Origin of the sequence: Mycolicibacterium brumae (assembly GCF_025215495.1) — a bacterium.
GTDB classification, from domain to species: domain Bacteria; phylum Actinomycetota; class Actinomycetes; order Mycobacteriales; family Mycobacteriaceae; genus Mycobacterium; species Mycobacterium brumae.
Map to the genome: position 1 here is coordinate 54,051 of NZ_CP104302.1, position 22,130 is coordinate 76,180.

Consider the following 22,130-nt stretch of genomic DNA (forward strand, 5'->3'; position numbering starts at 1 on the left):
GCGGAAGCCATGGCGGCCCACCTCTTCAAACCACCGCCACGACCCTCCGAACTCGGCTTCCCGCCGGCGCTCGACGAGGTGATCGCGATCGGGCTGGCGAAGGACCCGGACCATCGGTACCCGAGCGCCGACGCGCTGGCCCAGGCCGCCCGGGTGGCCTGGGGTCCGGGCGGCGCGGCGACGGCGCCGTTCCACCCGCCCGCGCCGACGCTCGCCGGACCCCTGCCAGGGAACACGCCCGGGCCGACGGCCTTCGACGCCGCGCCGAGTGGATCCCCGGTGCGGCGCAAGGCGGCGCTGGTCGCCGGCGCGCTGGGGACCGTCGTGCTGCTGGTCGCCGGGCTGGCGTTCGCGTTCTGGCCGGATGAGGCTCCTTCGGATCCGGCGCCCGTCGCGGATTCCGGCCCGCCACCGGACACCAACCGATTGCTGCTCGGCGATTCCGAGGTCAACACCGTGATGGGCCGCCAGGACATGGTCACCATCAAACGCGGCGACACCGGAGACCGGGTCGACGACGGGGTCGAGTACGCCTACCAGCCGGCCGATTGCGAAGCCGCGGTGGTCATGCCGGACAACCTGATCAGCGATCCGTCGGTCCGCCAGCTGCGCTACTCGGTGGAGGAAACCTCCGACGCCAGCGATCCGACGATCCTCGGGCAGTACGTCGTCGAGTTCGACAGTGTGGACGACGCCGCAGCCATGCTGGACCGGCAGGTGACGGCGATCCAGGGCTGCGCGGGCTCAGAGGTGAAGGAAGTGCGCGGCGGCCACAGCGCGAAGACGCTGACGTACCACCCCGGCGAGATCACCCGGGAGGGCGACACCGCGTCGACGTCCCTGGTGATGCTGGACGCGCCCCAGGGGCACGCCTGCCAACGCGTGCTGACCCGCGTGCACGCGTACCTGGTGTACATGAAGGCGTGCGATATGGGCGTCACCGACCAGGCGCGCGTCGCAGCCGATCGGGTGGCGGCCAAGATCACCTCGGCGAAACCGTCCACGGTGGACCCGCCACTGCCGGAGCTCGCCGACGCGCTGCTGGACGCCGATCAGGTGAGCGCCGTGATCGGCCAGCCGATGAAGGTCTTCGCGCAGAGCAACGGATTGAACCGGCCGTCGTCGCAGGCCACCGTGCCCTCGGACCGGTGCCTCGGCCTGGTGTTTCCGGGGTCTACGCCCACCTACAGCGCACACGCCTGGCGCACCGCCCGACTGGCGGGTTTCGACCAGACCACCCTCGACAACCACAATCCGGGCCGCGCCACTTAAACCGCCGTCCTGATGGCCACGCCCCAGGTCGCCACGAACCTGCTCGAGAGCGCGAGACAGGATTGGCAAACCTGCCGGGGACAGACCTGGAAGGTCGACGGCACCCCGGAAGCCTGGGACATCACCGAGATCGGCGCCCCGGCGCCGAACGTTCTGACGGCCGTCGCCGAGTACTCGCCGGCCCCCGAGCTCAAGCGGCTGCGCGCGATGGCCGTCAAGGACGCCTACGTCGTCGACGTGGAGGCCCTCGCCCTCAACGACATCGACGTTCAGGCTTTCGCTCAGCAGATCCTGGACAGACTGCCGAACTGAATCAACCCGCGATGACGACGATGCCGTCGTCGTCGCTGTGGGCGATGTCACCGGGAGTGAAGGTCACCCCGCCGAAGGACACCGGGACGTCCCGCTCGCCGGCGCCGGTCTTGGTGGACTTGCGCGGGTTGGTGCCCAGCGCCTTGATGCCGATGTCCAAGGTGCGCAGGGTGGCCGCGTCGCGGACCGCGCCGTGCACGATCAGCCCGGCCCAGCCGTTGCTGCGGCCCAGCTCGGCGATGATGTCGCCGACCAGGGCGGTGTGCACCGAGGCATCGCCGTCGATGACCAGCACGCGGCCTTCGCCGGGCTCGCCGAGGATCGACTTCAGCAGCGCGTTGTCCTGGAAGCAGCGCACCGTGACGATTTCGCCGGCGAACATCGGGCGGCCGCCGTACTGGCCGAACTGCAGGTCGCAGCTGCGGACGTCGGGGCCGATCTCGTCGACCAGGTCAGCGGTGGGGATCGGGGTCACAGTCACCCCGAGGATGCTACTCGGCGCTGCGCAGCCGTCGGACCAGCAGCAGGGCGGCCAGCGCGACGACCAGCGCCACTGCCATCGGGATCAGCGAACGACCCTCGTCGGTCGCGACGGGCGCGCTGGGCGGGGCGGGGGCGGTCGCGCGGTCGACGATGGACTTCGCCGCGGCGGCGGCTTCCTTGGCGGTCACCGTCGAGGCGTTGCGCGGTGTCGGGGCTTCGGCGGCCGACGTCGCCGCCTCCTCGGGCTTCGGCGCGGATTCGACGGGGGGCTCGGGATCGGGCTCGGGTGCGACGGCCTTGGCGGGGGCGGCCGGGGCGGCCTTCTTCACCGGAGCCTTCTTCGCGGGGGCCTTCTTCGCGGGAGCCTTCTTGGCCGGCGCGGGGGTGGCCTTGGCGGCGGGCGCGTCCTGCGACGGCGCCGTGTTCTCGGCGGGCTGATCCTGCGGGTCGGCCATGCGACGGGGCTCCTTCTCGGCTCATCGACGGTGGGGCGCTGTGATCCCCATCATGCCAGGGCGCTCAGGTGGGCTCAGCCGACCCCAAGCCGACTCAGCAGGTCGGCCTCGATGCCGTCGAGCTGATCGGACACTGCGGCCAGCGCCGTCTTGCGCCGCGCCGGGGGCATCGTCTCGGCGGTGTTCACCGCGGCGGCGAGGTCGTTCAGCCGGGCCGTGGTGGCCGCGACGAACTGCTTGGTCTCGGGATCCTTCGGGTTGTCCGCGGCGACGGTGCGCAGCGACTTCTCCGAACCGGCGATCCGGGCGCTCAACGCGCCGCCGTGGCCGGAGAACTGCCCGAGCTGCGCCAGCGGGACACCGAGCTGGTCGGCGCGGCGCTGGTCGAGGTGCCCGCGGATGACGGTGGCAAGCCGGTAGAACAGCGGCACCAGCACGGGCGCCAGCAGCCGGGTGACGGTCAGTGTCCGCCGCACCCGCGCCGGGGACATGAACTTGCCGTCACGGGCCGCCTTGGCCTGGACCTGGGCGGCCTTGAGCGCGCTGCGGTCGGCTTCGCGTTGGCGGCGCAGTTGCGCCTCGGCGGCGCGGGCCTGTGCGCGCTCGTCGGCCTTGATCCGGCGTTCTTCGTTCTTGGCCTCGTATTTCGCCTGGTATTTCGCCTTGGTCTTGAGCGCCTTGGCCTCGGCGCGACGGGTTGCCCTGCTCTTGCGCTGCTTCTTGAACACGCCCATCGGCAAACCTTAACCGTCGAGCTGTTCGCGGCGCCGAAGTCCTTCGGCGAAGTCCGCCAACTCGCGCTGCGCCGCCGGTGGCAGGCCGATGGCCAGGGTCGCGATACTGCGCACGCCGTCGTCGGTCCGGACCGTGGACATCCAGGTCAATTCGCGGTCGAGTTGCTCGAAGTAAGCGTCATCGGTGAAGAAGCCGGGCTTGATCCGGAAGAAATTGGCCAGCGCGGTGATGGTCGCCGACGACGGGTTGGTCCGGTTGCCCGACCGCAGCTGCGACAGGTACGGCGCCGACATGGTGATGCCCTCGGATTTGAGCGCCGCGATCACCTCTGCGGAGGTGTGGGGGCCGCGCCCCGGGGGATAGACAGTGTCGAACAGCCGGTTGAGCCGGGCAGCGAAGGTCGCACTCATCAGGCGGAGAACCTCGGATCGTCTTGGTTTGCTGACTATCGTAACCACACGGCTGGGCTCAACCAAGTGCAAACAATCCAACCGGCCCCCATCAGCCCCATAAGTTCGGACAAATCACCGCGCCGTCGGCCGGGGGGCAGACATTTCGAGGTTATGTCACAGCAAGAATGATGGATTCCGGTTACCGGCCGGTAGGTGGGACATCGTTTCGGGGCGGCGCCGGACGTGCTGGACGCTTGCTGTGAGCAACCCCGGGGTTCGCGGGCGATGCGCCGCGCCGGTATTTGCTGCACGGCGTTGTCAGGCCGCCAGCAGCATCGCCAGCACCGCGGTGTCGGGATCGGAGATCGGGTCGATGCCCACCCGGCTCACCATCGAGGTGACCGTGCCATCGGCCTCGGCCTCCACCCAGGCCGCCCGGTGGTCCAGGCCCAGGTGCGGCAGCCCGGGCAACAGCACGCAGCCGGACGCGGCGCCGACGCACTCGGGCAGCGTCGGGCTGGTCTCCGACGGAGGGTGCAGCACCAGCAGGGCGGGCGGCGGGCAACCGGCGAACCGGCCCGGCTCGACGGCCGCGTCGCCCACCACCGGCCCCTCGGCCAGGACCAGGCCGATGGCGTCGGGCTCGGGCTGCTCGGGGACCTCCTCGCGCACGCCGAAGATCGTCGTGGTGGCCAGCAGCCCGGGGATCGAGGCGATCCGCACGGTGACCGTCAGCAATTGCGCCCACTCATGGGTGGTGTTGGGCCAGCGCCCGGAGACCACGAAACCCATCAGCGAGCCATGGGAGTGAAAAGGGGCCAGGCCGATGGCTGGTCCGGGTCCGGTGTACATGCGCACCTCCGGGAGTGGTCAGTTCTCATCCGCTAGAACGACACGCCGACGGGTCGGTGGCCTCAGCATGATCCACCCACCTGGTGGTTCGCAACCGGAAACCGGTACCCATCGGGTAACGATGCGCAGACGACGACGGGGCGCCGCGCTCGAAAGCGCGACGCCCCGCCGGTTTGGCTTCGCTTGCGGTCTAGCCGAAAATCAGACCCTCGGTCTTCTCGCGGGCTGCGGTGTAGCGGTTCTGCACGTCCTCCCAGTTGACGACGTTCCAGAAGGCCTTGACGTAGTCCGCCTTGACGTTCTTGTACTGCAGGTAGAAGGCGTGCTCCCACATGTCGACCTGGAGCAGCGGGATGATGCCCAGCGGCACATTGGCCTGCTGGTCATACAGCTGGAAGGTCAGCAGCTTGTCGCCGAGGCTGTCGTAGCCGAGCACCGCCCAGCCGGAGCCCTGCAGGCCGTTGGCGGCGGCGGTGAACTGCGCGCGGAACTTGTCGAACGAGCCGAACTGGTCGTCGATGGCGGCCGCGAGATCGCCCTCGGGCTTGTCGCCGCCGTTGGGGGACAGGTTCTTCCACCAGATGGAGTGATTCACGTGGCCGCCGAGGTGGAAGGCCAGGTTCTTCTCATTGAGGAAGATCGCCGCGTGGTCGTCGTTCGCACGGGCCTCTTCGAGTTTGGCGACCGCGGAGTTGACGCCGGCCACATAGGCGGCGTGGTGCTTGCTGTGGTGCAGTTCGTTGATCTGACCGGAGATGTGCGGCTCCAGTGCGCCGTAGTCCCAATCCAGATCGGGCAAGGTGTAATCGGCCACGAAGTGTCCTTTCTCAATTCAGTTGTGAGGCGGCGGTGGTCGGCGAAGTGAGCGTCGATCGCAAGGCTCCAGACCACCTTCCTTCATGTCTACTCGCTTAGCAAGAAGCCGTCCGCAACGGGGTGCCCGTTGGGACGGCTCGATAAACGTGCGACCGGGAGTGGCGCTACAGGATCACGATGAGCAGAAGCGCCGCCAGCACCAGCGCGATGATCCCGGCCCGGACGGCGGCCGGGACGTAGGAGCGGTTGTACAGCGGCGAAGGCGCCTGGAAACTCCCGGAAGAGCCGGGCCCACCAGGTCCAAACGGCTGCGTCGCCATCCGAAGCTCCATGAATTCTCAGGTGCTAACAATTGCGAGCATTTGCAAGCACCGACGCGGTGAGGTCGCTCACAAATACTTGGTCAGCCATCATATGCGCGCGGCGCCGAATGCGAAAATCCCGGTGACATGTCGGTGAACTTCCGGGGGTGTGAAAAGCGCATTACGCCTCCGGCGCAGTTGTGCACAACCCGCCGGGTAGCGGCTCGACGGCCTGTGGATAAAACGGTGGAAACTGTGGAGAGAACGCGGCGCCCGGGTTTGTTGTCACCCGCCCTCGGCGACGCTGGTTAGGCTGGTCGGCGTGATCCAGGTGTGTTCGACGTGCGGGACGCGGTGGAATGTCCGCGACCGCGAGCGGGTCTGGTGCCCGCGGTGCCGCGGTTCGCTGCTGCCCCCGACCGGCCAGACGCCCGCCCGCACCCCGACCACGCCGCCGCCGGTGTCGTCCCCGGCAGCGCCCGAACCGCCGCGCAGCCCGGGCCTGCCGGCCGGGTTCCGCTGGATCGCCGTCCGCCCGGGTGGTCCACCCCAGCGCCGGCAGCGTAGCCAGGGTCTGGGCCCCACCCCGCGCTACTCCTACATTCCGCGCTGGGGCCTGACCGACGACATCGTCCCCGTCGAAACCGACGCCCACGACGCGCCGCAGCGCGCCGGATCGCCGTCGGTGGTGCGGCTGATGATCACCCTGACACTGTGGGCGCTGGGCGTGGCGGCCGGCGCGCACCTGCTCAGTTACCTGGCGCTGGTGCTGAATCGGACGGTGCTGCTGTACCCGGTGGTGGCCGTCGCCATCAACGTGCTGACCGTGCTGACCGCGGCGCTGGCCGTCGCCGCGGTGTTCACCTGCACGATGGCGCTGACGGCCTGGCTGATCGACCGGCGCCGCCGCGCGTTCGCCGAACTCGGCCAGACCGAGCCGCGTTCCGCCGCCGAGATCTGGATCGGCTGCCTGATGCCCCTGTGGAACCTGTTCTGGGCGCCGACGTATGTGGTCGAGTTGGCGCGCGCCGACAATCGACACAACCGGCTGCGCAAGCCGATCACCGTGTGGTGGGTGCTGTTCGCGCTGAGCGCGCTGCTGTCCACCGTGGTGACGGTCATCTCGCTGCTGGCTGTGCTGCCCTGGCATTTCGCGGCCGACACCCAGGGCGTGGCCGACACCACCCTGGCCGCGGTGTTCGCCTACCTGCTGGCGGCGGCGACGCTGCTGGCGGTGCGACGGGTGTTCGACGGGTTCGAGCAGCCCGTCACGCAGCGCGTCGCCCGCCGCTGGGTGATGGTCGGCGCGCAGGCCGAAGCCGAGAAAGCGGCGGCCTAGCCCGATGGACGTCGTCGACGGAGGCCACCCGTTCGTCGTCGCGCACCGTGGGGCCTCCGCGCAACGCCCTGAGCACACCCGGGCGGCCTACGAACTGGCCCTGGAGCAGGGCGCCGACGGGCTCGAATGCGATATCCGGCTGACCCGGGACGGGCAGCTGGTCTGCGTGCACGACCGGCGGGTGGACCGCACCTCGGACGGCGCCGGCCTGGTCAGCGAGATGACGCTGGCCGAACTGCGGGCGCTGGACTTCGGCAGTTGGCACAGCGGCGGGGACGCGGCGCGCGACACCGGGGTGCTGACGCTGGCCGCGCTGATCGAGCTGACCCTGGACTGGGGCCGGCCGGTCAAACTGTTCATCGAGACCAAGCACCCGGTGCGGGCCGGCGCGCTGGTGGAAACCGAACTGCTGACCCTGCTCGAGCGCTACGGCCTCGCCGCGCCGGTCTCGGCCGGGCACTCCCGGGTGGTGGCCATGTCGTTCTCGGCGGCGGCCATGTGGCGGATCCGCCGGGCCGCGCCGCTGTTGCCGACCGTGCTGCTCGGCGAGACGTCGCGCTACCTGGGCGGCAGCGCGGCGATGACCGTCGGCGCCACCGCCGTCGGTCCGTCGATCGGCGTGCTGCGCGGCCACCCCGAACTGGTGGACAAGGCCGCGGCCGCCGGCCGGGCGCTGTACTGCTGGACGGTCGACGAGCGTCCCGACGTCGACTTCTGCCGCGACGTCGGCGTGGCCTGGATTGCCACCAACCACCCGGGCCGCACCCGGGAGTGGCTGGGCTAGTCGCAAGCGAAGCCGGAGCTTGACTCAGGCGCCGCCGGCGGTCTCCGGCGCGGTCGCGTCGGCGGTCCCGGCGCCCATCTCGCGGGACACGAAATCCTCGATGTCGAACAGGTTCCCGTTGGCGCGGTCGACGACCTTCAGCAGCGTCGACATGGTCGCCACCTCCTCGACCTGCTCCTTGAGGAACCAGCTCATGAACTCCTCGCCGAGGAAGTCCATCTCCGCGCGGGCCGCGGCGGCGAGGTCGGTGATCTGCCCGGTGACGGTCTGCTCGGATTCCAGGGCGGCCCGCACTGCGTCGCGGATCCCGTCGAACTCATTGCGGACGTCGTTCACGCCGGGGATCTGCACCGGGATCCCGCGGTCCAGCAGGTAGCGCACGATCATCATCGCGTGCTGACGTTCCTCGTCGGCGTGCTGGTAGAAGAAGGCGGCCAACTGCGGCAGGTCCGCGCCGTCGAAGTAGACGGCGATCGCCAGGTACTGCTGGGCGGCGGTGAACTCGTGTCGAACCTGGCCGGCCAGCAGGGTGTGGAAGGCGGTGTCGGGCATCAGAGCGATCCGCCGGCGGCTTCGGGCGCCGTCGGGTCCGCGGCGCCCGCGGTGTTGAGTTCGCGTGCGACGAACGTCTCCAGGTGGAACAGGTTGCCGTCGGCGCGGTCGACGACGGTCAGCAGCGTCGTCATCGAGGCCACCTCCTCGACCTGCTCCTTGAGGAACCAGCCGATGAACTGCTCGCCCAGGTAGTCGCCTTCGGCGCGGGCGGCCTTGGCCAGCGCGGTGATCTGGTTGGTCACCTCGCGCTCCTGCTGCAACGCCAGCTCGACGGGCGCGCGCACCGAGTCGAAGTCGTTGCGGACCGCGGGGACCGCCGGGATCTCCACCTTGACGCCCTTGTCCAGCAGGTACTTCACGATCATCATCGCGTGGTTGCGCTCTTCGATGGCCTGGGCGTAGAAGCGCGTGGCCAGCTGCGGGAGGTCCTCGCCGTCGAAATACACCGCGACCGCGACGTACTGCTGGGAAGCGAAGAACTCGTTGGTCACCTGGTCGCGCAGCAGGTCGAGGAACGTCGAATCGGAGGGCATGGCGAGACCTTACGTCAGGGCTGGGCGTCCAGGACGGACTGCGGAATGGGTTGGTCGGCGCCGAGCGCGGCGAACAGCGCTGCGGCCGCCTCATCGTCCCAGATGACCACGTCGCCGGAGGAGCTCCAGGTCAATTGCCCGATCGGGACGGTGACGGTGACGGCGTCGCGCAGCGACCAGCCCAGCCGCGCCAGGTCCCAGGCGCGGGCGTTCTCGTCGACGGTCAACGCGTTGACCGCCGCCTGCGGGGCGCTGAACCAGCGGCCCGGGTTGAGCCAGGTCGACGGGGACTGCGCCTTGGCCAGGATCGCGGACAGGAACGCCCGCTGGTTGACCATCCGATCCAGGTCGGCGCGCGGTGTGGCGCGGCTGCGGACGAAGCCCAGCGCGCTGCGGCCGTCCAGGTCCTGGCAACCGGCCGGCAGGTTGATCCCGGCCAGCGGGTCGTCGATCGGTTCGGCCGGGCAGAGCGTCACGCCGCCGAGCGCGTCGACCAGCTCGGCGAAACCGCCGAACCCCACCTCCACGTAATGGTCCAGCCGCAGCCCGGTGGCCTGTTCGACGGTCTGGGCCAGCAGCGCCGCCCCGCCGAGGGCGAACGCGGCGTTGATCTTGTCGCTGCCGTAGCCGGGGATCTCCAGGTAGGAGTCCCGCGGGATGGACACCATGGTGGCCGGGGTGTCCGAGCCGAGGCCCGGCAGGTGCACCAGCAGCATGGTGTCGGTGCGGCCGTCGCCCATGTCCCCGCCGGTGGCCAGGTCGTTCTGCTGCGCCTCGCTGAGGGTCTGGCGGCTGTCGGAACCCACCAGCAGCCAGGTCACGCCGTCGGCCGCGGCCGGTCGGTCGGGATAGGCCGTCAGCGCGGGAATCCGGTTGAGCTTCTGGTCCACCCAGAAGGTCCCGGCGACCAGCCCGCCCGCCGCCACCAGGAGCAGCGCCAGCAGCAGCGCCAGGGTGCGTTTGATCCAGCGACGCTTGGGCTTCTTCGGTGTTTCGCCCGCGGGTGGCGGTGCGGATGCGGGTCGGGGCGCTGCGGGTTTGGGCCTGCGCGCGGTGCTTGGCGTGCTCGGCGGCGCGGGCGGTGGACGACGGGTCCGCAGGCTCGGGTCCCGTGGAGGTTGTGGCGGCGGGGGCGCCTGCCGGGGGAGCTGGCCCGGAACCTGCTGGGGATGTTGGGTCGGAGCCTGCTGCGGGCGCTGCGTCGGAGCGGGCGGCACCGGTGGCAGGCGGCGGGTGGGCTGCGCGGATTGCGGGAGGTTCGGGCGGGGCGGGTTCTGGCGCGGGCCGGGCGGCGGTTGCGGACCGCGGGGACGTTGGGGTGGTGGCCACGGGCCGCCCTGGGGTGGCGGTTGTGCGGGACGCTGCTGCGGCGGATTTTGGCGCGGCGGGCCGGGCCGCCTGGGTTGGAACGGCGGCGGCTCGGGGTCACGCCTGCCGGTCATCGGCTCAATGTACGTGGTGGCGCCGGCCTGCTCCGCGTATCGAGAGCACGTGTTCGCCGCGCTCGTGGCGCTCAGCCCAGCCAGCTCAAGTGGTCGCGCAGCAGCGCATAGCCGACGAACGCGACGATGTCGATGACGGCGTGGCCGACGATCAGTGGCCACAGTCGGCCCGTCCGCTGCCAGGCGTAGCCGAAAATGAGGCCCATCACGATGTTGCCCAGCCCCGCGCCGACGCCCTGGTACAGGTGATACGCGCCGCGCAGCAGCGCCGAGGCCAGCAGCGCGACCCGCGGGGAGACCCCGAGCTGCGGCAGTCGGGTCAGCAGGTAGCCCACCACGATGATCTCCTCGGCCCAGGAGTTGGCGAACGCCGCGAGCACCAGCACCGGCAACCGCCACCAGCTGCCGTCGGCCTCGGCGGGCAGCACTTCGGCGGCCAGGCCGAGGTGGCGGGCCACCAGGTACAGCCCCAGGCCGGGGATGCCGATCAGCGCGGCCAGTCCGAGCCCGCCGAGCAGGTCCGGCCGCAGTCGGAAGCGGCCCAGCCCGATGCGTTGCGGGCTGACGCCGCTGCGCCACAGCAGGTAGATCGCCAGCGCGCCCCAGGCCAGCAGCTGGACGATGCCGGCCAGGTTCAGGCCGAGGTCGATCAGGTCGTAGTAGGAGCGCCGCGGGTTCAGCGCGACCTGTTGCTCGCCGAGACCGCGCAACGCGTAATCGGTGAACCGCAGCGCCGCGGTGAACGCGCTGAGCCCGAAGGTCACCGCCAGGACGACGGCGACTTCGATGCGCAGGGCGCGGGTGCTCACCCGCGCGAGATTACTGGCGCGCCCGCAGGCCGTTGACGAACGGGCAGCCCATCAGGATGCGGATGGCCTGGCTCAGACCGTGCACGTCGTTGACCGGTTGCGGGAACGGCAGCCGGACGTCGTGGTCGCCGCCGTCGGTCTCGACCCGCAGCCGGAACCCGTAGCGGTCCAGGCCCAGCGGCCGGACCCGGCCCTGGCGCAGTGAGCTGGGCAGCTTGGCCGCCAGCCGCTCGATGACGTCCTGGTGCGCCGAGTCCATATGCCGCAGCCAGGGCGTCTCCATGGCGCAGAACGGGTCCGGCCGGGCCGCCAGCAGCGCGTCCAGGCCGACGGATTCGGCGCCGTCGGAATCGGCGACGACGACGGACTCCACCTCCATCAGCAGCAGGGTGTCCTCGGCGCCGACCTGCAGGAGCGCGGGGTTCGGGTCCTGGGTGGCGATGACGTCCAGGATGGCGGCCACCTCGTGCGGCGGGGCCGGGTGCAGCGGACCCCGGATCCAGACCAGCGAGCGCACCGGCTCCCGCAGCGGCAGCGGCGCGTAGTCGGTGAGCTCCAGCAGGCCCTGCACCGGATCGGGCGCGTCGCCGACGCGGGTGGCGGCCACCCCGTCGGCCGGGACCGTGATGGCCACCATGCCGTCGGGCAGCAGGTGGTGAATGGTCGCGGTTTCCGGCTCGGCGCCGTCGAGGGCCAGGATGGCGCCGCGGGCCCGCAGGCAGGCGCTGCGGATGCGTTCGGCGGTGGTGGGCGCCGGTTTGGACGCGATCGACACGGCAGCTCCTCTCATTTAAGTAAGGCTAACCTAAGCTACGTCGCGCGGATCGCGCAAGCCGTCCCTCAGCCCTCCAACCCGAGGGATAAGGTTTTGCCTGTGGCGCGCATCGGATACCTGGGACCCCGGGGGACGTTCACCGAGGCCGCGCTGATCCAGATCGCCGCGGCCGGGCTGATCCCGGGCGCTCCGACCGTCGAGCCGGTCCCGGTGGACAGCACGCCCGCCGCGCTGGCGGCGATCCGCAGCGGGGACGCGGACTTCGCCTGCGTCCCGCTGGAGAACTCCATCGACGGCTCGGTGCTGCCGACCATGGACGCGCTGGAGGCCGGCGAGCCGCTGCAGATCTTCGCCGAGATCACCCTGGAGGTCGCCTTCTCCATCGTCGTCGCTCCCGGGCGCACCGCGGACCAGGTCGGGACCGTCGCCGCGTTCCCGGTGGCCGCCGCCCAGGTCCGGCGCTGGCTGGCGGACAACCTGCCGAACGCCGAGATCGTTCCGGCGATCTCCAATGCGGGCGCCGCGCTCGACGTGGCCGAGGGCCGCGCCGACGCGGGGGTGTCCACGGCGCTGGCCGCCGACCGCTATCGGCTGGACTCACTGGCCGACGCCGTCGTCGACGAACCCAATGCGCGGACCCGGTTCGTGCTGGTCGGCAGGCCCGCGCCGCCACCGGCCCGCACCGGCAGCGACCGCACCTCGGTGGTGCTGCGGATGGCCAATGAGCCCGGTGGTCTGGCCGCGGCGCTGTCCGAGCTCGGGATGCGCGGCATCGACCTGACCCGCATCGAATCGCGGCCCACCCGACAGCAACTCGGCACGTATGTGTTCTTCGTGGACTTCATCGGCCACCTCGACGACGAGGCGGTGGCCGAGGCGCTCAAGGCGCTGCACCGGCGCTGCGCGGAGGTCCGCTACCTGGGCTCGTGGCCGGTTGACCATCCCGACGGGTCCGCCCCACCCGAACTCGACGAAGCCGACCGCTGGCTGGCCCGGCTGCGCGAAGGCCACCCGTGAGCACCTCTGGGCACGGCCGGCTGCTGTTGGTCCGGCACGGCCAGTCCTGGGCCAATGTCGAACGCAGTCTCGACACCCGCCCACCCGGCGCCGAACTGACCCCGCTGGGCCGCGAACAGGCCCGCGCCTTCGCCCTGGGCCGCCCGCAGGCGCCCGCGCTGCTGGTGCATTCGGTGGCCGTGCGCGCGGCGCAGACCGCCGGTGAGATCGCCACGGTGGCCGGGATGGGGGCCGTCGTCGCCGAGGGGGTCCACGAGGTGCAGGCCGGGGAGCTGGAGGGCCGCAACGACGAGCCGGCGCACGCCGAGTTCGCCCGCGTCTACCAGCATTGGCACACCGGCGCGCTGGACGTCGCGATGCCCGGTGGGGAGAGCGGCGCGCAGGTGCTGGAGCGTTTCCTGCCGGTGGTCGGCGAGTTGCGGTCGAGCTACCTGGAGGCCGACGGCTGGGCCGGCGACATCGTGCTGGTCAGCCACGGCGCGGCGATCCGGCTGGTGGCGGCCGCGCTGACCGGCGTCGACCCCGGGTTCGCGGTCGATCGGCACCTCGCCAACACCGAGGCGGTGGCGCTGGCGCCGGTTACCGACGGCCGGTGGAGCTGCCTGCAGTGGGGTCCGCTGACGCCGCCGTTCGGCCCGGACGCCCCGGCGAACACCGCGCCCGCCGACCCGGCGCCCGGCGACCCGATGGGCTGATCGTCAGCCCCAGCCGAGTTCGTGCAGGCGGTCGTCGTCGATGCCGAAGTGGTGCGCGATCTCGTGGATCACGGTGATCACGACCTCCTCGACGACCTCCTCCTCGGAGTCGCACATCCGCAGCAACGCCCCGCGGTAGATGGTGATGGTGTCCGGCAGCGACCCCGCATAGTGGGTGTCCCGTTCGGTCAGCGCAACGCCCTCGTAGAGCCCCAGCAGATCGGGTTCGTCGGGGTTGCGGTCGGCGACCAGCACCACCACATTGTCGATCGCGCCGGCCAGCTTCGGCGGAATGAGATCCAACGCGTCGCCGACGAGTTCTTCGAACCGCCGCGCGGTCATCCGCACCGGCATCGCGGCTAGGGGACGACGGGCCCGGGTGGGGCGCCGCCCGGCGCCGGACCTGGCGCGGCGGGGGCAGCCGGCTCGGGAGCGGCCGGCGCAGCGGGTTCGGCCGGCGGGCCGGGAGCGCCCGGGTTGAAGGTGTTGCCGTGCTGCTCCGGCCGGTCCCCGGTGTCCGACGACGAATCGTCCGAGGACTGGTCGCTGCTGCTGGAGCTCGAGTCGCTGTTCGAGTTGCTATTGCTGTTGGACTGCGACTGCGAGGAGTCGTCGTACTGCGGGGTGTACTGCGGCACGTACTGCGGGGTGTAGCTCGGCGTCGTCGGCACGGTCACCGCCGGCATGTTCAGCCGTTCGGCCGGAATGTCCGGCGGCGGCACCGGTGGCTGACCGTTGATCAGCAGCGGGCCCTTGGCGGTGTTGACCAGGGTGGCCCAGCCGCCGTTGCCGAGGGTGGCCCCGATCCGGCAGGCCACCTGCCGGCTGCCCGCGGTCCAGCTGGGCAATCCGATGGTCTTGTAGAACAGCGTCAACGTGGTCGCGCGGAACGCCACCGGGTCCAGGTACGCCTCGGTCAGATCGGCGCACTGCTCCTTGATGAAGGTGTCCTGGTCCTCGTCGCTGGGCAGGCCGCCGGGGAACTTCTCCGCCAGGTTCACCACCCCGGTGATCTCCTCGGCGTGCGCCTCGGCGCAGTCCACCGGGGTGTCGGTCGGCTGATTGGTGGTGGGCGCGATGCCCAAGCAGGTGCCGGGTGACCACACCTTGGACTGGTCGGTCTCGGCGATCCGGCCGCGGAACGCCTGCTGGCCGCTCGCGCCGGGCAGTTGCAGGCCGCACAGCATCCGGCGTTCGCCGCTCTTCCAGTGCTCCTCGCCGGGCCACAGCATGCTCACGGTGAACCGGCCGTCCGGGTCGTAGCGGGCGCCCAGGTAATTGCGCACACCGACCTGGCACTGCTCGGAGACGATCTGCTGGATCCGGGTCGGCGACGGCGCCGGGGCGCCGGGGGCGTACTCCGAACCGGGGAAGGTCTTCATGTCGATGGCCTCGGCCACCTCGAACAGGTGGTCCTCGGCGCAGTCCACAACCGTCGACTGGTCCGGGGTGGAGTCCCAGGTCAGGCAGTCGCCGGCCTTGGCGTTGTCGAAGGTCTCGGTGGCCCGCGACGCGACCGGGTTGACCGCGTTCTTGGCCAGGCCGCCCAGTGGGCTGCTGTCCCCGGCCAACGGCAGCACGGTCACCAGACCCGCGATCAGCAACGCGCCCAACGCGGTCAGCGCCAGCGCCCGCCGGGTCGAGGTGGCCTGCAGGGAGCCACGGTTCTTCTTGGCCTTCTTCGGCGCCGCGGAGTCCAGCACGACGGGCTCGTCCGCGTCGGGATCCTCAAGGTCGGACTCCGCGTCCGCGTCCTCGCCGGCCTCCGCGTCGGTCTCGCCGGCGGGGTCGCTGTCGTCGGCGTCGGGGTCCGCGTCCTCCGCGGCGTCGAGCGCAGGGTCCGCAGCGGCGTCCTCGACGGTGGTGTCGTCGTCCGTCGACACGTCGGCGGCCTCGTCGGCGTCGTCGGGCACGGCAGCTTCGGGAGTCGGTGAATCGGACATCACCTCCATTGTGACAGCAGGGTCCGGGCTATCCGCTGGATGCGGACAAAAGTAGGGTTGGCGGGCGTGATCGACCTCAAAGTTCTTCGCGAAGATCCCGAGCGCGTCCGCCGGTCCCAGATCAGCCGCGGGGAGGACCCCGCGCTGGTCGACGTGCTGCTGTCCGCCGACGCCGAACGCCGCGCCGCGATCGCGTCCGCGGACACGCTGCGCGCCGAACAGAAGACCGTCAGCGCGCAGGTCAAAGCGGCCACCCCGGAGGACCGACCCGCCGTGCTGGCCCGCGCGAAGGACCTCGCCGCGCAGGTCAAAGCCTCCGAGGCGGCTCGCGACGAGGCCGAGGCCGCGTTCAACGCGGCGCACCTGGCGATCGGCAACGTCATCGTCGACGGCGTCCCGGCCGGCGGTGAGGACGACTTCGCAGTGCTCGACACCGTCGGGACGCCACCGTCGCTGGAAAGCCCCAAGGACCACCTGGACCTGGGCGAGTCGCTCGGATTGCTGGACATGGAACGCGGCGCGAAGGTGTCCGGGTCGCGGTTCTACTTCCTGACCGGCCGCGGCGCGCTCCTGCAGCTCGGGCTGCTGCAACTGGCGGTGCGGATGGCCACCGAGGCGGGCTTCACCCTGATGATCCCGCCGGTGCTGGTCAAGCCGGAGGTGATGGGCGGCACCGGGTTCCTGGGCGCGCACGCCGACGAGATCTACCACCTGCCCGACGACGACCTGTACCTGGTCGGAACTTCCGAGGTGCCGCTGGCCGGCTACCACGCCAAGGAGATCCTGGACCTGTCCGACGGCCCGCTGCGCTACGCCGGCTGGTCGTCGTGCTTCCGCCGGGAGGCCGGCAGCTACGGCAAGGACACCCGCGGCATCATCCGGGTGCACCAGTTCGACAAGGTCGAGGCGTTCGTCTACTGTAAGCCGGAGGACGCCGAGGCCGAACACCAGCGGCTGCTGGGCTGGCAGCGGCAGATGCTCGCCGCCATCGAGGTGCCCTACCGGGTGATCGACGTCGCCGCCGGCGACCTGGGCTCCTCGGCCGCCCGCAAGTTCGACTGCGAAGCCTGGGTGCCGACGCAGGGCGCCTACCGGGAGCTGACCTCGACCTCGAACTGCACCACGTTCCAGGCCCGCCGGCTGGGCACCCGCTACCGCGACCAGAACGGCAAGCCGCAGACCGCCGCCACCCTCAACGGCACGCTGGCCACCACGCGCTGGCTGGTGGCGATCCTGGAGAATCACCAGCAGCCCGACGGCACGGTGCGGGTGCCGGCCGCGCTGGTCCCCTACGTCGGCACGGAAGTGCTCGGATGATGTTCGAACTGGACGTCGAGGAACTGCGCAGCTGGGCGGGGTTCGGCGTGGCCGGCAACTTCGCCGGACACCTGGAGCAGGCCGGGGAGGCCGTCGACTTCGTCAACGTCGCCTCCGAGGGCGTCGCGCCGAAGGGCATCTTCCCGTGGTACCTGCCCGGGCATCCCGGGCTGCTCGGAGAGTTCCCGCTGTCGAACACCGAGCTGCGGATGCCCGAACCCAACGCCGACGGGTCTCCGGTGAACCTGCAGATCGAGCCCGAGGTGGCGCTGGCCGCCCGGGTGATCTGGGACGGCGACACCGTCGCGGAGCTGGAGCCGTTCGCCCTCGGCGCGTTCAACGACTGCTCCATCCGCCGCCCCGGCGCGCCGAAGATCAGTGACAAGAAGAACTGGGGCCCGGCCTCCAAGGGCGTGGCGCGGTACTTCTTCGAGGTCTCCGACCTGTCCCCGGCCGGGCCGACGTCGCGGCTGCGGCTGGAATGCCTGCTGATCGGCGACGACGGACAACCGCACGCCTACGGGGTGAACAGCGGACTGCAGGAATACTCGTACTTCGGCGACCGGCTCTTGGACTGGATCGTGGACCGGCTGGCCAACCAGAAGGGCTCCCCGGAGACCCCGCTGGAGGACGTCGGCGCGCTGCTGGTCGCCGCCGGGCGCCCGGAGAAGGTGCTGATCGGGATCGGCGCGACCCGCTACACCGAGCTGGGGGCGAGCACCTTCCTCAAGCCCGGGGACACCGCGATGGTGCGGGTGTACTCCGAGCAGGAGTCCGCGACGTCGACCCTGAAGCAGGCCGTGCGCTGAGCAATACTGGGCACCATGGTCGAGCTGAACTTCGAACGGAGGATCGCCGCCGCCCCGGAGCGGGTGTTCGCCTGGCTGACCGATCCGGCGAATCTGGCGGCCGCGCCGATGACGCTGCGGGCCGGGTGGGCGAAGAATTCGCCGCCGCCGGGCGTCGGCGCGGTGCGCCAGGTGGTGGCCGCTGGCCTGTGGGTGCGCGAGGAGATCACTGGATACGACCCGCCGCATCGCTACTCCTACCGGATCATCCGATCCGTGCCGGCGCTCGGCCACCACGGCGGGACGGTCCGCGTGACTCCGGCCGGCGACGGCGCGCATGTCGACTGGTCCACCGCGTACAACATCCCGGCCTGGGCCGGCGGCGGCGCGATGAACGCCCTGACCGCGCCGCTGCTGCGCTGGAATCTCGGCTCGGTGCTCGCCGCGTGCGCCCGTGAGCTGGAGCGCTGACCCTACAGCTTGCGGGAGCGCAGCTCGTGGCCCTTGGAGGTCAGGCAGCGGCCGTTCTCCAGATTCCACTGCCAGCCGTGCAGGTTGCAGGTCAGCGTCTTGCCCTCGACGATGCCGAACTTGGACAGGTCGGCCAGCAGGTGCGGGCAGCGACGCTGAATCTCCCAGCCGTCCTTGGTGATTGACGCGGAATCGTCGTGCGCCTCGGCGAACCAGCCGTCGGCGTAGGCGACCCGCTCGTCGGTGAGGCATTTGAAGAAGGTGTACAGGTACTCGTTGTAACCACCGACCCGCCAGGCCTTGAACCGGGTGGACAGAAAAATGGTGTTCACCCAGTCCGGTTCGTTGTCCCGCAGCACGGTGCGCACCAGCTCCGGGGCGATCGCGAACCCGTACCGGAACTTCTCGTCCGGAATCGGCTCGCGGACAATGCGTTTCGGGAAGTCGAGCACCACCGTCTCGCGGCCCAGCCGCAGCTCCACCGGGTAGCCGATGCCGTCGCAGATCTGATCGGACTGGACCATCACCGGCTCGAACAACTCGCGCAGTGGCTCCAGCAGAGACGGTCCGTCGGCCGGCGCCCAGGCCGCCTTCTCCGCCGCCAGCACCGGCGCCATCCGCTGCGCGTAGGCCTCGATGTAGTCCGCCTTGCCGGTGGTGAAGATCTCCTCGACCTCATCGTCGGGCAGCGGGTGGTTCAGCGAAAGCAGCTGTGCGCCTTGGAATTCGGCGGCGCTGCCGGGGATCATCAGCAGGCCGCCGTCGTGCCCGTTGGCGCGCAGCTGCTCCAGGAACACCACCTGGTCGGGGAAGATGTTCGCCGGGTCGCCGTGGTCGTCGTTGAGGAACCGCAACTCCGGGTCCAGGAAGCACGGCGGCCCCGCGGACGGCACCACCCAGGTCGCTCCAACCTGCGCGATGTACTGGCGGCAGCGGTCCATCTGGCGCTGGCGCTTCTGCACCCCGAACGCTTCCTTGGCCCGGGCGGGCATGTCGTAGACCATCGGGTACCAGATGGCGCCGGAGTACTGCAGCAGGTGCACGTCGACGTCGCCGAACTCCTCGGCGACCATGTCCAGCTCGATCGGGCGGGCGTCGTTCATGTTGAACAGCACCGTCTCGCCGTCGGACACCACCAGCCCGGAGTCGCCGATCGGGCCGTCGGCCGGGGACCGCAGCGCGATGATCATCACATCCAGGTCGCCCTTGGGTCCGCTGACGGTGTGCTTGGTCGAGTCCCGGGTCTCGAAGAAGTTGTGGAAGCCCAGCGACTCCAGCTCGCGGCGCAGGTCCGGCACCGGGTAGTCCGGCAGCAGCACCACGGCGTCCTTGTTGACGTGCGCGGCCAGGTTCGCCGGGTCGTAGTGGTCCTTGTGCAGGTGCGACACGTACAGGTAGTCGCAATCGCCCAGGGCGTCCCAATCCAAGCGTGAGTTGTCCGGGAAGACGAACCAGGACGCGAAGTACGCGGGGTTGACCCACGGGTCGCACAGGATGCTGCCCGCCTTGGTCTGGATCAGGAAGCCGGCGTGGCCGACACTGGTGAGCTGCACTTCGTGCCCTTCGAAAACCGTCTGAACTTTCCCGATGGCGTCGCGGTGGCTGTCCGCGCGCACCGTCGAGCTTAACCGTCGGACAACCGCCCGCCTGCGCGGTGGCGTCCGCGTTAGGCTCGCAGCTGTGGAACCCGTATACGGCACGATCATCCAGTTGGCCCGGCTGACCTGGAAGGTCCAGGGCCTGAACTTCACCGTCACCGGAGTGGAGAACCTGCCCGATTCCGGTGGCGGGGTGGTCGCGATCAACCACACCAGCTATTTCGACTTCACCTTCGCGGGGCTGCCGTTCTATCTCAAGGACCCCAAGCGCAAGGTCCGCTTCATGGCCAAGCAGGAGGTGTTCGACAACAAGATCACCGGCCCCCTGATGCGGGGCTGCAAGCACATCCCGGTGGACCGCGCCTCCGGCGCGGAGTCGTTCGCCGAGGCGGTGCGCCGGCTGAAGGAGGGCGAACTCGTCGGCGTCTACCCGGAAGCCACCATCAGCCGCAGCTTCGAGCTCAAGGAATTCAAATCCGGCGCCGCGCGGATGGCGATCGAAGCCCAGGTGCCGATCCTGCCGCACATCGTCTGGGGCGCCCAGCGGATCTGGACCAAGGACCACCCGAAGAAGATGTGGCGGCCGAAGGTGCCGATCTCGATCGCCGTCGGCGAGCCGATCCAGCCGAACCTGCCCGCGCACGAACTCACCATGGTGCTGCACTCCCGGATGCAGCACCTGCTGGAACAGGTGCAGGACGCCTACGGACCGTATCCGCCCGGTGCGTGGTGGGCCCCGCACCGGCTCGGTGGCGGGGCGCCCACCCCCGCCGAGGCCGCCCGTCTGGACGCCGAGGAATTGGCGCGCCGTGCCGCGGCCCGGGAAGCGAAATCGGCGGAACGCCCTGACCCCCGGTAGAGCGGGAATGGAACCGTTCTACCGAACGCTGGAGGTGGCCTGCCGGGCGGCGTTGCGGGTCAACGGCGACCGGCTGACCGTCGTCGGCGTCGAGAACATCCCGGCCACCGGCGGGGCGGTGGTCGCGATCAACCACACCAGTTACGTCGACTGGATGCCGGCCGGACTGGCGATGACCTCGATCCGGCGGCGGTTGCGGTTCATGATCAAGGCCGAGGTCGGCGACATCCGCGCGGGCGCCTTCGTGATCCGACACACCAAGCTCATCCCGGTGGACCGCAGCCGCGGCGGGCAGGCCTACGCCGAGGCGGTGCGAGAGCTGCGCGCCGGTGAGCTGGTCGCGGTGTACCCCGAGGCGACCATCAGCCGCAGCTTCGAGCTCAAGGAGTTCAAAAGCGGCGCCGCCCGGATGGCGTTGGAGGCCAACGTGCCGATCGTCCCGATGATCGTCTGGGGCGCGCACCGAATCTGGACCAAGGGCCACCCGCGTCGGATCGGCCACCGCAAGATCCCGCTGTCGGTCGCGGTCGGACCGCCGTTGAACCCGGTCGGAACAGTTCGTGAACTCGACGACCGGCTGCACGACGAGATGTCGGCGCTGCTGGATAGTGTGCAACGCGGCTACCCGCACCCCGCGGGCGCGCCCTGGGTGCCCGCGCGCCTCGGCGGGTCCGCCCCGACGCCGGAGCAAGCCCGGGCGCTGGACGCCGCTGAGGCGGCCGAACGCGCCGCTCGACGACAACGCCAGGAAGGCGCGCAGTGAACACCGCCCCGAGGCTGATCGCCACCGACGTCGACGGCACCCTGCTCGACGACGACGAGCGGGTCACCGCCCGGACCCGGGAGGCGGTGGCCGCCGCCCGCGACGCCGGTGTCCGATTCGTGCTGGCCACCGGCCGGCCGCCGCGCTGGATCGCCCCGGTGGTCGACGGGCTGGGCTTCGCCCCGATCGCGGTGTGCGCCAACGGCGCCGTCATCTACGACCCCGACCAGGACCGGGTGCTGTCGGTGCGCACGCTGTCGGCAGAGAAACTGACCGAACTGGCCGGCATCGTGGCGAGCGTGATCCCGGGCGCGGGGCTGGCGGTCGAGCGGATCGGGGCCAGCGCGCACGACGTCGCGACCCCGCAGTTCGTCAGCTCGCCGGGCTACGAGCACGCCTGGCTCAACCCCGACAACACCGAGGTGTCGGTCGCCGACCTGCTGTCGGCCCCGGCCATCAAACTGCTGATCCGCGACGCGGGCGCCACCAGCGCGGATATGGCGCGCGCGCTGGCCCCGCACCTGGCCGGGCACGGCGATCTGACCTACAGCACCAACAACGGGCTGGTCGAGGTGGTGCCGCTGGGCGTCACCAAGGCGACCGGGGTGGCCGAGGTGGCCGCGCCCTACGGCGTCGGCGTCGGGGAGATCCTGGCCTTCGGCGATATGCCCAACGACGTGCCGATGCTGTCCTGGTCGGGGCACGGGGTGGCGATGGGCAACGCCCACCCGGAGGCCAAGGCCGCCGCGGACGAGGTCACCACCCGCAACACCGACGACGGGCTGGCCCGGGTGCTGGAGCGGTATTTCAGCTGATCAGCGTC

Annotated in this window: 25 protein-coding genes and 1 pseudogene; 11 read left to right on the top strand and 15 right to left on the bottom strand. The window is 70.6% G+C overall.

Annotation, left to right across the window (positions count from 1 at the left end; translation table 11 throughout):
* The first annotated feature begins 9 nt into the window (after positions 1–9).
* Positions 10–1,584: pseudogene (locus L2Z93_RS00280) on the top strand (sensor domain-containing protein).
* A 1-nt stretch (position 1,585) separates the two neighbouring features.
* On the opposite strand, the gene rraA reads toward L2Z93_RS00280, so the two are convergent.
* The 7 genes from rraA to L2Z93_RS00315 all read right to left on the bottom strand — a co-directional run bounded on the left by rraA (position 1,586) and on the right by L2Z93_RS00315 (position 5,637).
* Positions 1,586–2,065: a ribonuclease E activity regulator RraA gene (rraA, locus tag L2Z93_RS00285; protein WP_090586609.1), complete on the bottom strand. Its 480-nt coding sequence runs from the start codon at positions 2,063–2,065 to the stop codon at positions 1,586–1,588.
* Between the two features lie 10 nt (positions 2,066–2,075).
* Positions 2,076–2,522, bottom strand: coding sequence for a nucleoid-structuring protein H-NS (locus L2Z93_RS00290; RefSeq protein WP_128111900.1), 447 nt, complete (start codon positions 2,520–2,522; stop codon positions 2,076–2,078).
* Positions 2,523–2,596: 74 nt separating this feature from the next.
* Positions 2,597–3,256, bottom strand: coding sequence for a DUF6474 family protein (locus L2Z93_RS00295; RefSeq protein WP_090586620.1), 660 nt, complete (start codon positions 3,254–3,256; stop codon positions 2,597–2,599).
* A 9-nt stretch (positions 3,257–3,265) separates the two neighbouring features.
* Positions 3,266–3,667, bottom strand: a complete 402-nt coding sequence (locus L2Z93_RS00300) for a transcriptional regulator (protein WP_090586624.1) — start codon at positions 3,665–3,667, stop codon at positions 3,266–3,268.
* A gap of 300 nt (positions 3,668–3,967) precedes the next feature.
* Complete coding sequence (locus tag L2Z93_RS00305; RefSeq protein ID WP_090586628.1) at positions 3,968–4,501, bottom strand: peptidase; 534 nt, start codon at positions 4,499–4,501, stop codon at positions 3,968–3,970.
* A 190-nt stretch (positions 4,502–4,691) separates the two neighbouring features.
* A complete protein-coding gene (locus L2Z93_RS00310; protein ID WP_090586632.1) occupies positions 4,692–5,315 on the bottom strand; it encodes a superoxide dismutase in 624 nt (207 codons plus the stop codon).
* A gap of 166 nt (positions 5,316–5,481) precedes the next feature.
* Entirely contained in the window at positions 5,482–5,637 is a 156-nt protein-coding gene (locus L2Z93_RS00315) for a hypothetical protein (RefSeq protein ID WP_162561869.1), read from the bottom strand.
* Between the two features lie 304 nt (positions 5,638–5,941).
* Here L2Z93_RS00315 and L2Z93_RS00320 point away from each other — a divergent pair, with 304 nt between their 5' ends.
* Both L2Z93_RS00320 and L2Z93_RS00325 read left to right on the top strand, forming a co-directional pair.
* Positions 5,942–6,958, top strand: a complete 1,017-nt coding sequence (locus tag L2Z93_RS00320) for a DUF4328 domain-containing protein (RefSeq protein WP_090586634.1) — start codon at positions 5,942–5,944, stop codon at positions 6,956–6,958.
* Positions 6,959–6,962: 4 nt separating this feature from the next.
* Complete coding sequence (locus L2Z93_RS00325; RefSeq protein ID WP_090586638.1) at positions 6,963–7,742, top strand: glycerophosphodiester phosphodiesterase; 780 nt, start codon at positions 6,963–6,965, stop codon at positions 7,740–7,742.
* 24 nt (positions 7,743–7,766) lie between these two features.
* Here L2Z93_RS00325 and L2Z93_RS00330 read toward each other — a convergent pair whose 3' ends face one another.
* The 5 genes from L2Z93_RS00330 to L2Z93_RS00350 form a co-directional block, all read right to left on the bottom strand.
* Positions 7,767–8,294, bottom strand: coding sequence for a ferritin (locus tag L2Z93_RS00330; RefSeq protein WP_090586642.1), 528 nt, complete (start codon positions 8,292–8,294; stop codon positions 7,767–7,769).
* The gene (locus L2Z93_RS00335) at positions 8,294–8,830 is read right to left on the bottom strand and encodes a ferritin (protein WP_090586647.1); all 537 of its coding nucleotides are present in this window, start codon (positions 8,828–8,830) and stop codon (positions 8,294–8,296) included. The genes L2Z93_RS00330 and L2Z93_RS00335 overlap by 1 nt, the downstream gene beginning before the upstream one ends.
* Before the next feature lie 14 nt (positions 8,831–8,844).
* Positions 8,845–10,047: an LCP family protein gene (locus tag L2Z93_RS00340; protein ID WP_420873671.1), complete on the bottom strand. Its 1,203-nt coding sequence runs from the start codon at positions 10,045–10,047 to the stop codon at positions 8,845–8,847.
* Between the two features lie 296 nt (positions 10,048–10,343).
* Complete coding sequence (locus L2Z93_RS00345) at positions 10,344–11,081, bottom strand: CPBP family intramembrane glutamic endopeptidase (protein ID WP_090587298.1); 738 nt, start codon at positions 11,079–11,081, stop codon at positions 10,344–10,346.
* 10 nt (positions 11,082–11,091) lie between these two features.
* Entirely contained in the window at positions 11,092–11,871 is a 780-nt protein-coding gene (locus L2Z93_RS00350; RefSeq protein ID WP_090587295.1) for a DUF2470 domain-containing protein, read from the bottom strand.
* A gap of 84 nt (positions 11,872–11,955) precedes the next feature.
* Between L2Z93_RS00350 and pheA the strand changes: the two genes are divergently transcribed.
* Together pheA and L2Z93_RS00360 are read left to right on the top strand one after the other, a co-directional pair.
* The gene (pheA, locus tag L2Z93_RS00355) at positions 11,956–12,873 is read left to right on the top strand and encodes a prephenate dehydratase (RefSeq protein WP_090587293.1); all 918 of its coding nucleotides are present in this window, start codon (positions 11,956–11,958) and stop codon (positions 12,871–12,873) included.
* Positions 12,870–13,568 (top strand): histidine phosphatase family protein, encoded by a 699-nt coding sequence (locus tag L2Z93_RS00360; protein ID WP_099541292.1) that lies wholly within the window; start codon positions 12,870–12,872, stop codon positions 13,566–13,568. The genes pheA and L2Z93_RS00360 overlap by 4 nt, the downstream gene beginning before the upstream one ends.
* 3 nt (positions 13,569–13,571) lie before the next feature.
* Here the strand turns inward: L2Z93_RS00360 and L2Z93_RS00365 are convergent, their stop codons facing one another.
* A complete protein-coding gene (locus tag L2Z93_RS00365; protein WP_090587287.1) occupies positions 13,572–13,922 on the bottom strand; it encodes a metallopeptidase family protein in 351 nt (116 codons plus the stop codon).
* A gap of 5 nt (positions 13,923–13,927) precedes the next feature.
* On the bottom strand, positions 13,928–15,481 hold the full coding sequence (locus L2Z93_RS00370; RefSeq protein WP_370745917.1) for a septum formation family protein: 1,554 nt from the start codon (positions 15,479–15,481) through the stop codon (positions 13,928–13,930).
* A gap of 96 nt (positions 15,482–15,577) precedes the next feature.
* Here L2Z93_RS00370 and serS point away from each other — a divergent pair, with 96 nt between their 5' ends.
* From serS to L2Z93_RS00385, 3 genes are read left to right on the top strand one after another with little or no spacing between them, the layout of a single operon-like run.
* Positions 15,578–16,828 carry a serine--tRNA ligase gene (gene serS, locus L2Z93_RS00375; RefSeq protein ID WP_090587285.1) on the top strand — a complete coding sequence of 417 codons (1,251 nt, stop codon included), beginning with the start codon at positions 15,578–15,580 and terminating at the stop codon, positions 16,826–16,828.
* Complete coding sequence (locus tag L2Z93_RS00380) at positions 16,828–17,637, top strand: DUF5718 family protein (protein ID WP_090587333.1); 810 nt, start codon at positions 16,828–16,830, stop codon at positions 17,635–17,637. The genes serS and L2Z93_RS00380 overlap by 1 nt, the downstream gene beginning before the upstream one ends.
* A 15-nt stretch (positions 17,638–17,652) precedes the next feature.
* Positions 17,653–18,087, top strand: a complete 435-nt coding sequence (locus tag L2Z93_RS00385; RefSeq protein WP_090587282.1) for an SRPBCC family protein — start codon at positions 17,653–17,655, stop codon at positions 18,085–18,087.
* A 2-nt stretch (positions 18,088–18,089) separates the two neighbouring features.
* Here the strand turns inward: L2Z93_RS00385 and L2Z93_RS00390 are convergent, their stop codons facing one another.
* Positions 18,090–19,640, bottom strand: a complete 1,551-nt coding sequence (locus L2Z93_RS00390) for an MBL fold metallo-hydrolase (protein ID WP_090587329.1) — start codon at positions 19,638–19,640, stop codon at positions 18,090–18,092.
* A gap of 127 nt (positions 19,641–19,767) precedes the next feature.
* Here L2Z93_RS00390 and L2Z93_RS00395 point away from each other — a divergent pair, with 127 nt between their 5' ends.
* From L2Z93_RS00395 to L2Z93_RS00405, 3 genes are read left to right on the top strand one after another with little or no spacing between them, the layout of a single operon-like run.
* Entirely contained in the window at positions 19,768–20,544 is a 777-nt protein-coding gene (locus L2Z93_RS00395) for a lysophospholipid acyltransferase family protein (protein ID WP_090587280.1), read from the top strand.
* Positions 20,545–20,551: 7 nt separating this feature from the next.
* On the top strand, positions 20,552–21,307 hold the full coding sequence (locus tag L2Z93_RS00400) for a lysophospholipid acyltransferase family protein (RefSeq protein WP_090587277.1): 756 nt from the start codon (positions 20,552–20,554) through the stop codon (positions 21,305–21,307).
* A complete protein-coding gene (locus L2Z93_RS00405; protein ID WP_090587274.1) occupies positions 21,304–22,122 on the top strand; it encodes an HAD family hydrolase in 819 nt (272 codons plus the stop codon). Before L2Z93_RS00400 ends, L2Z93_RS00405 begins: the two co-directional genes overlap by 4 nt.
* The last annotated feature ends 8 nt before the right edge of the window (positions 22,123–22,130 follow it).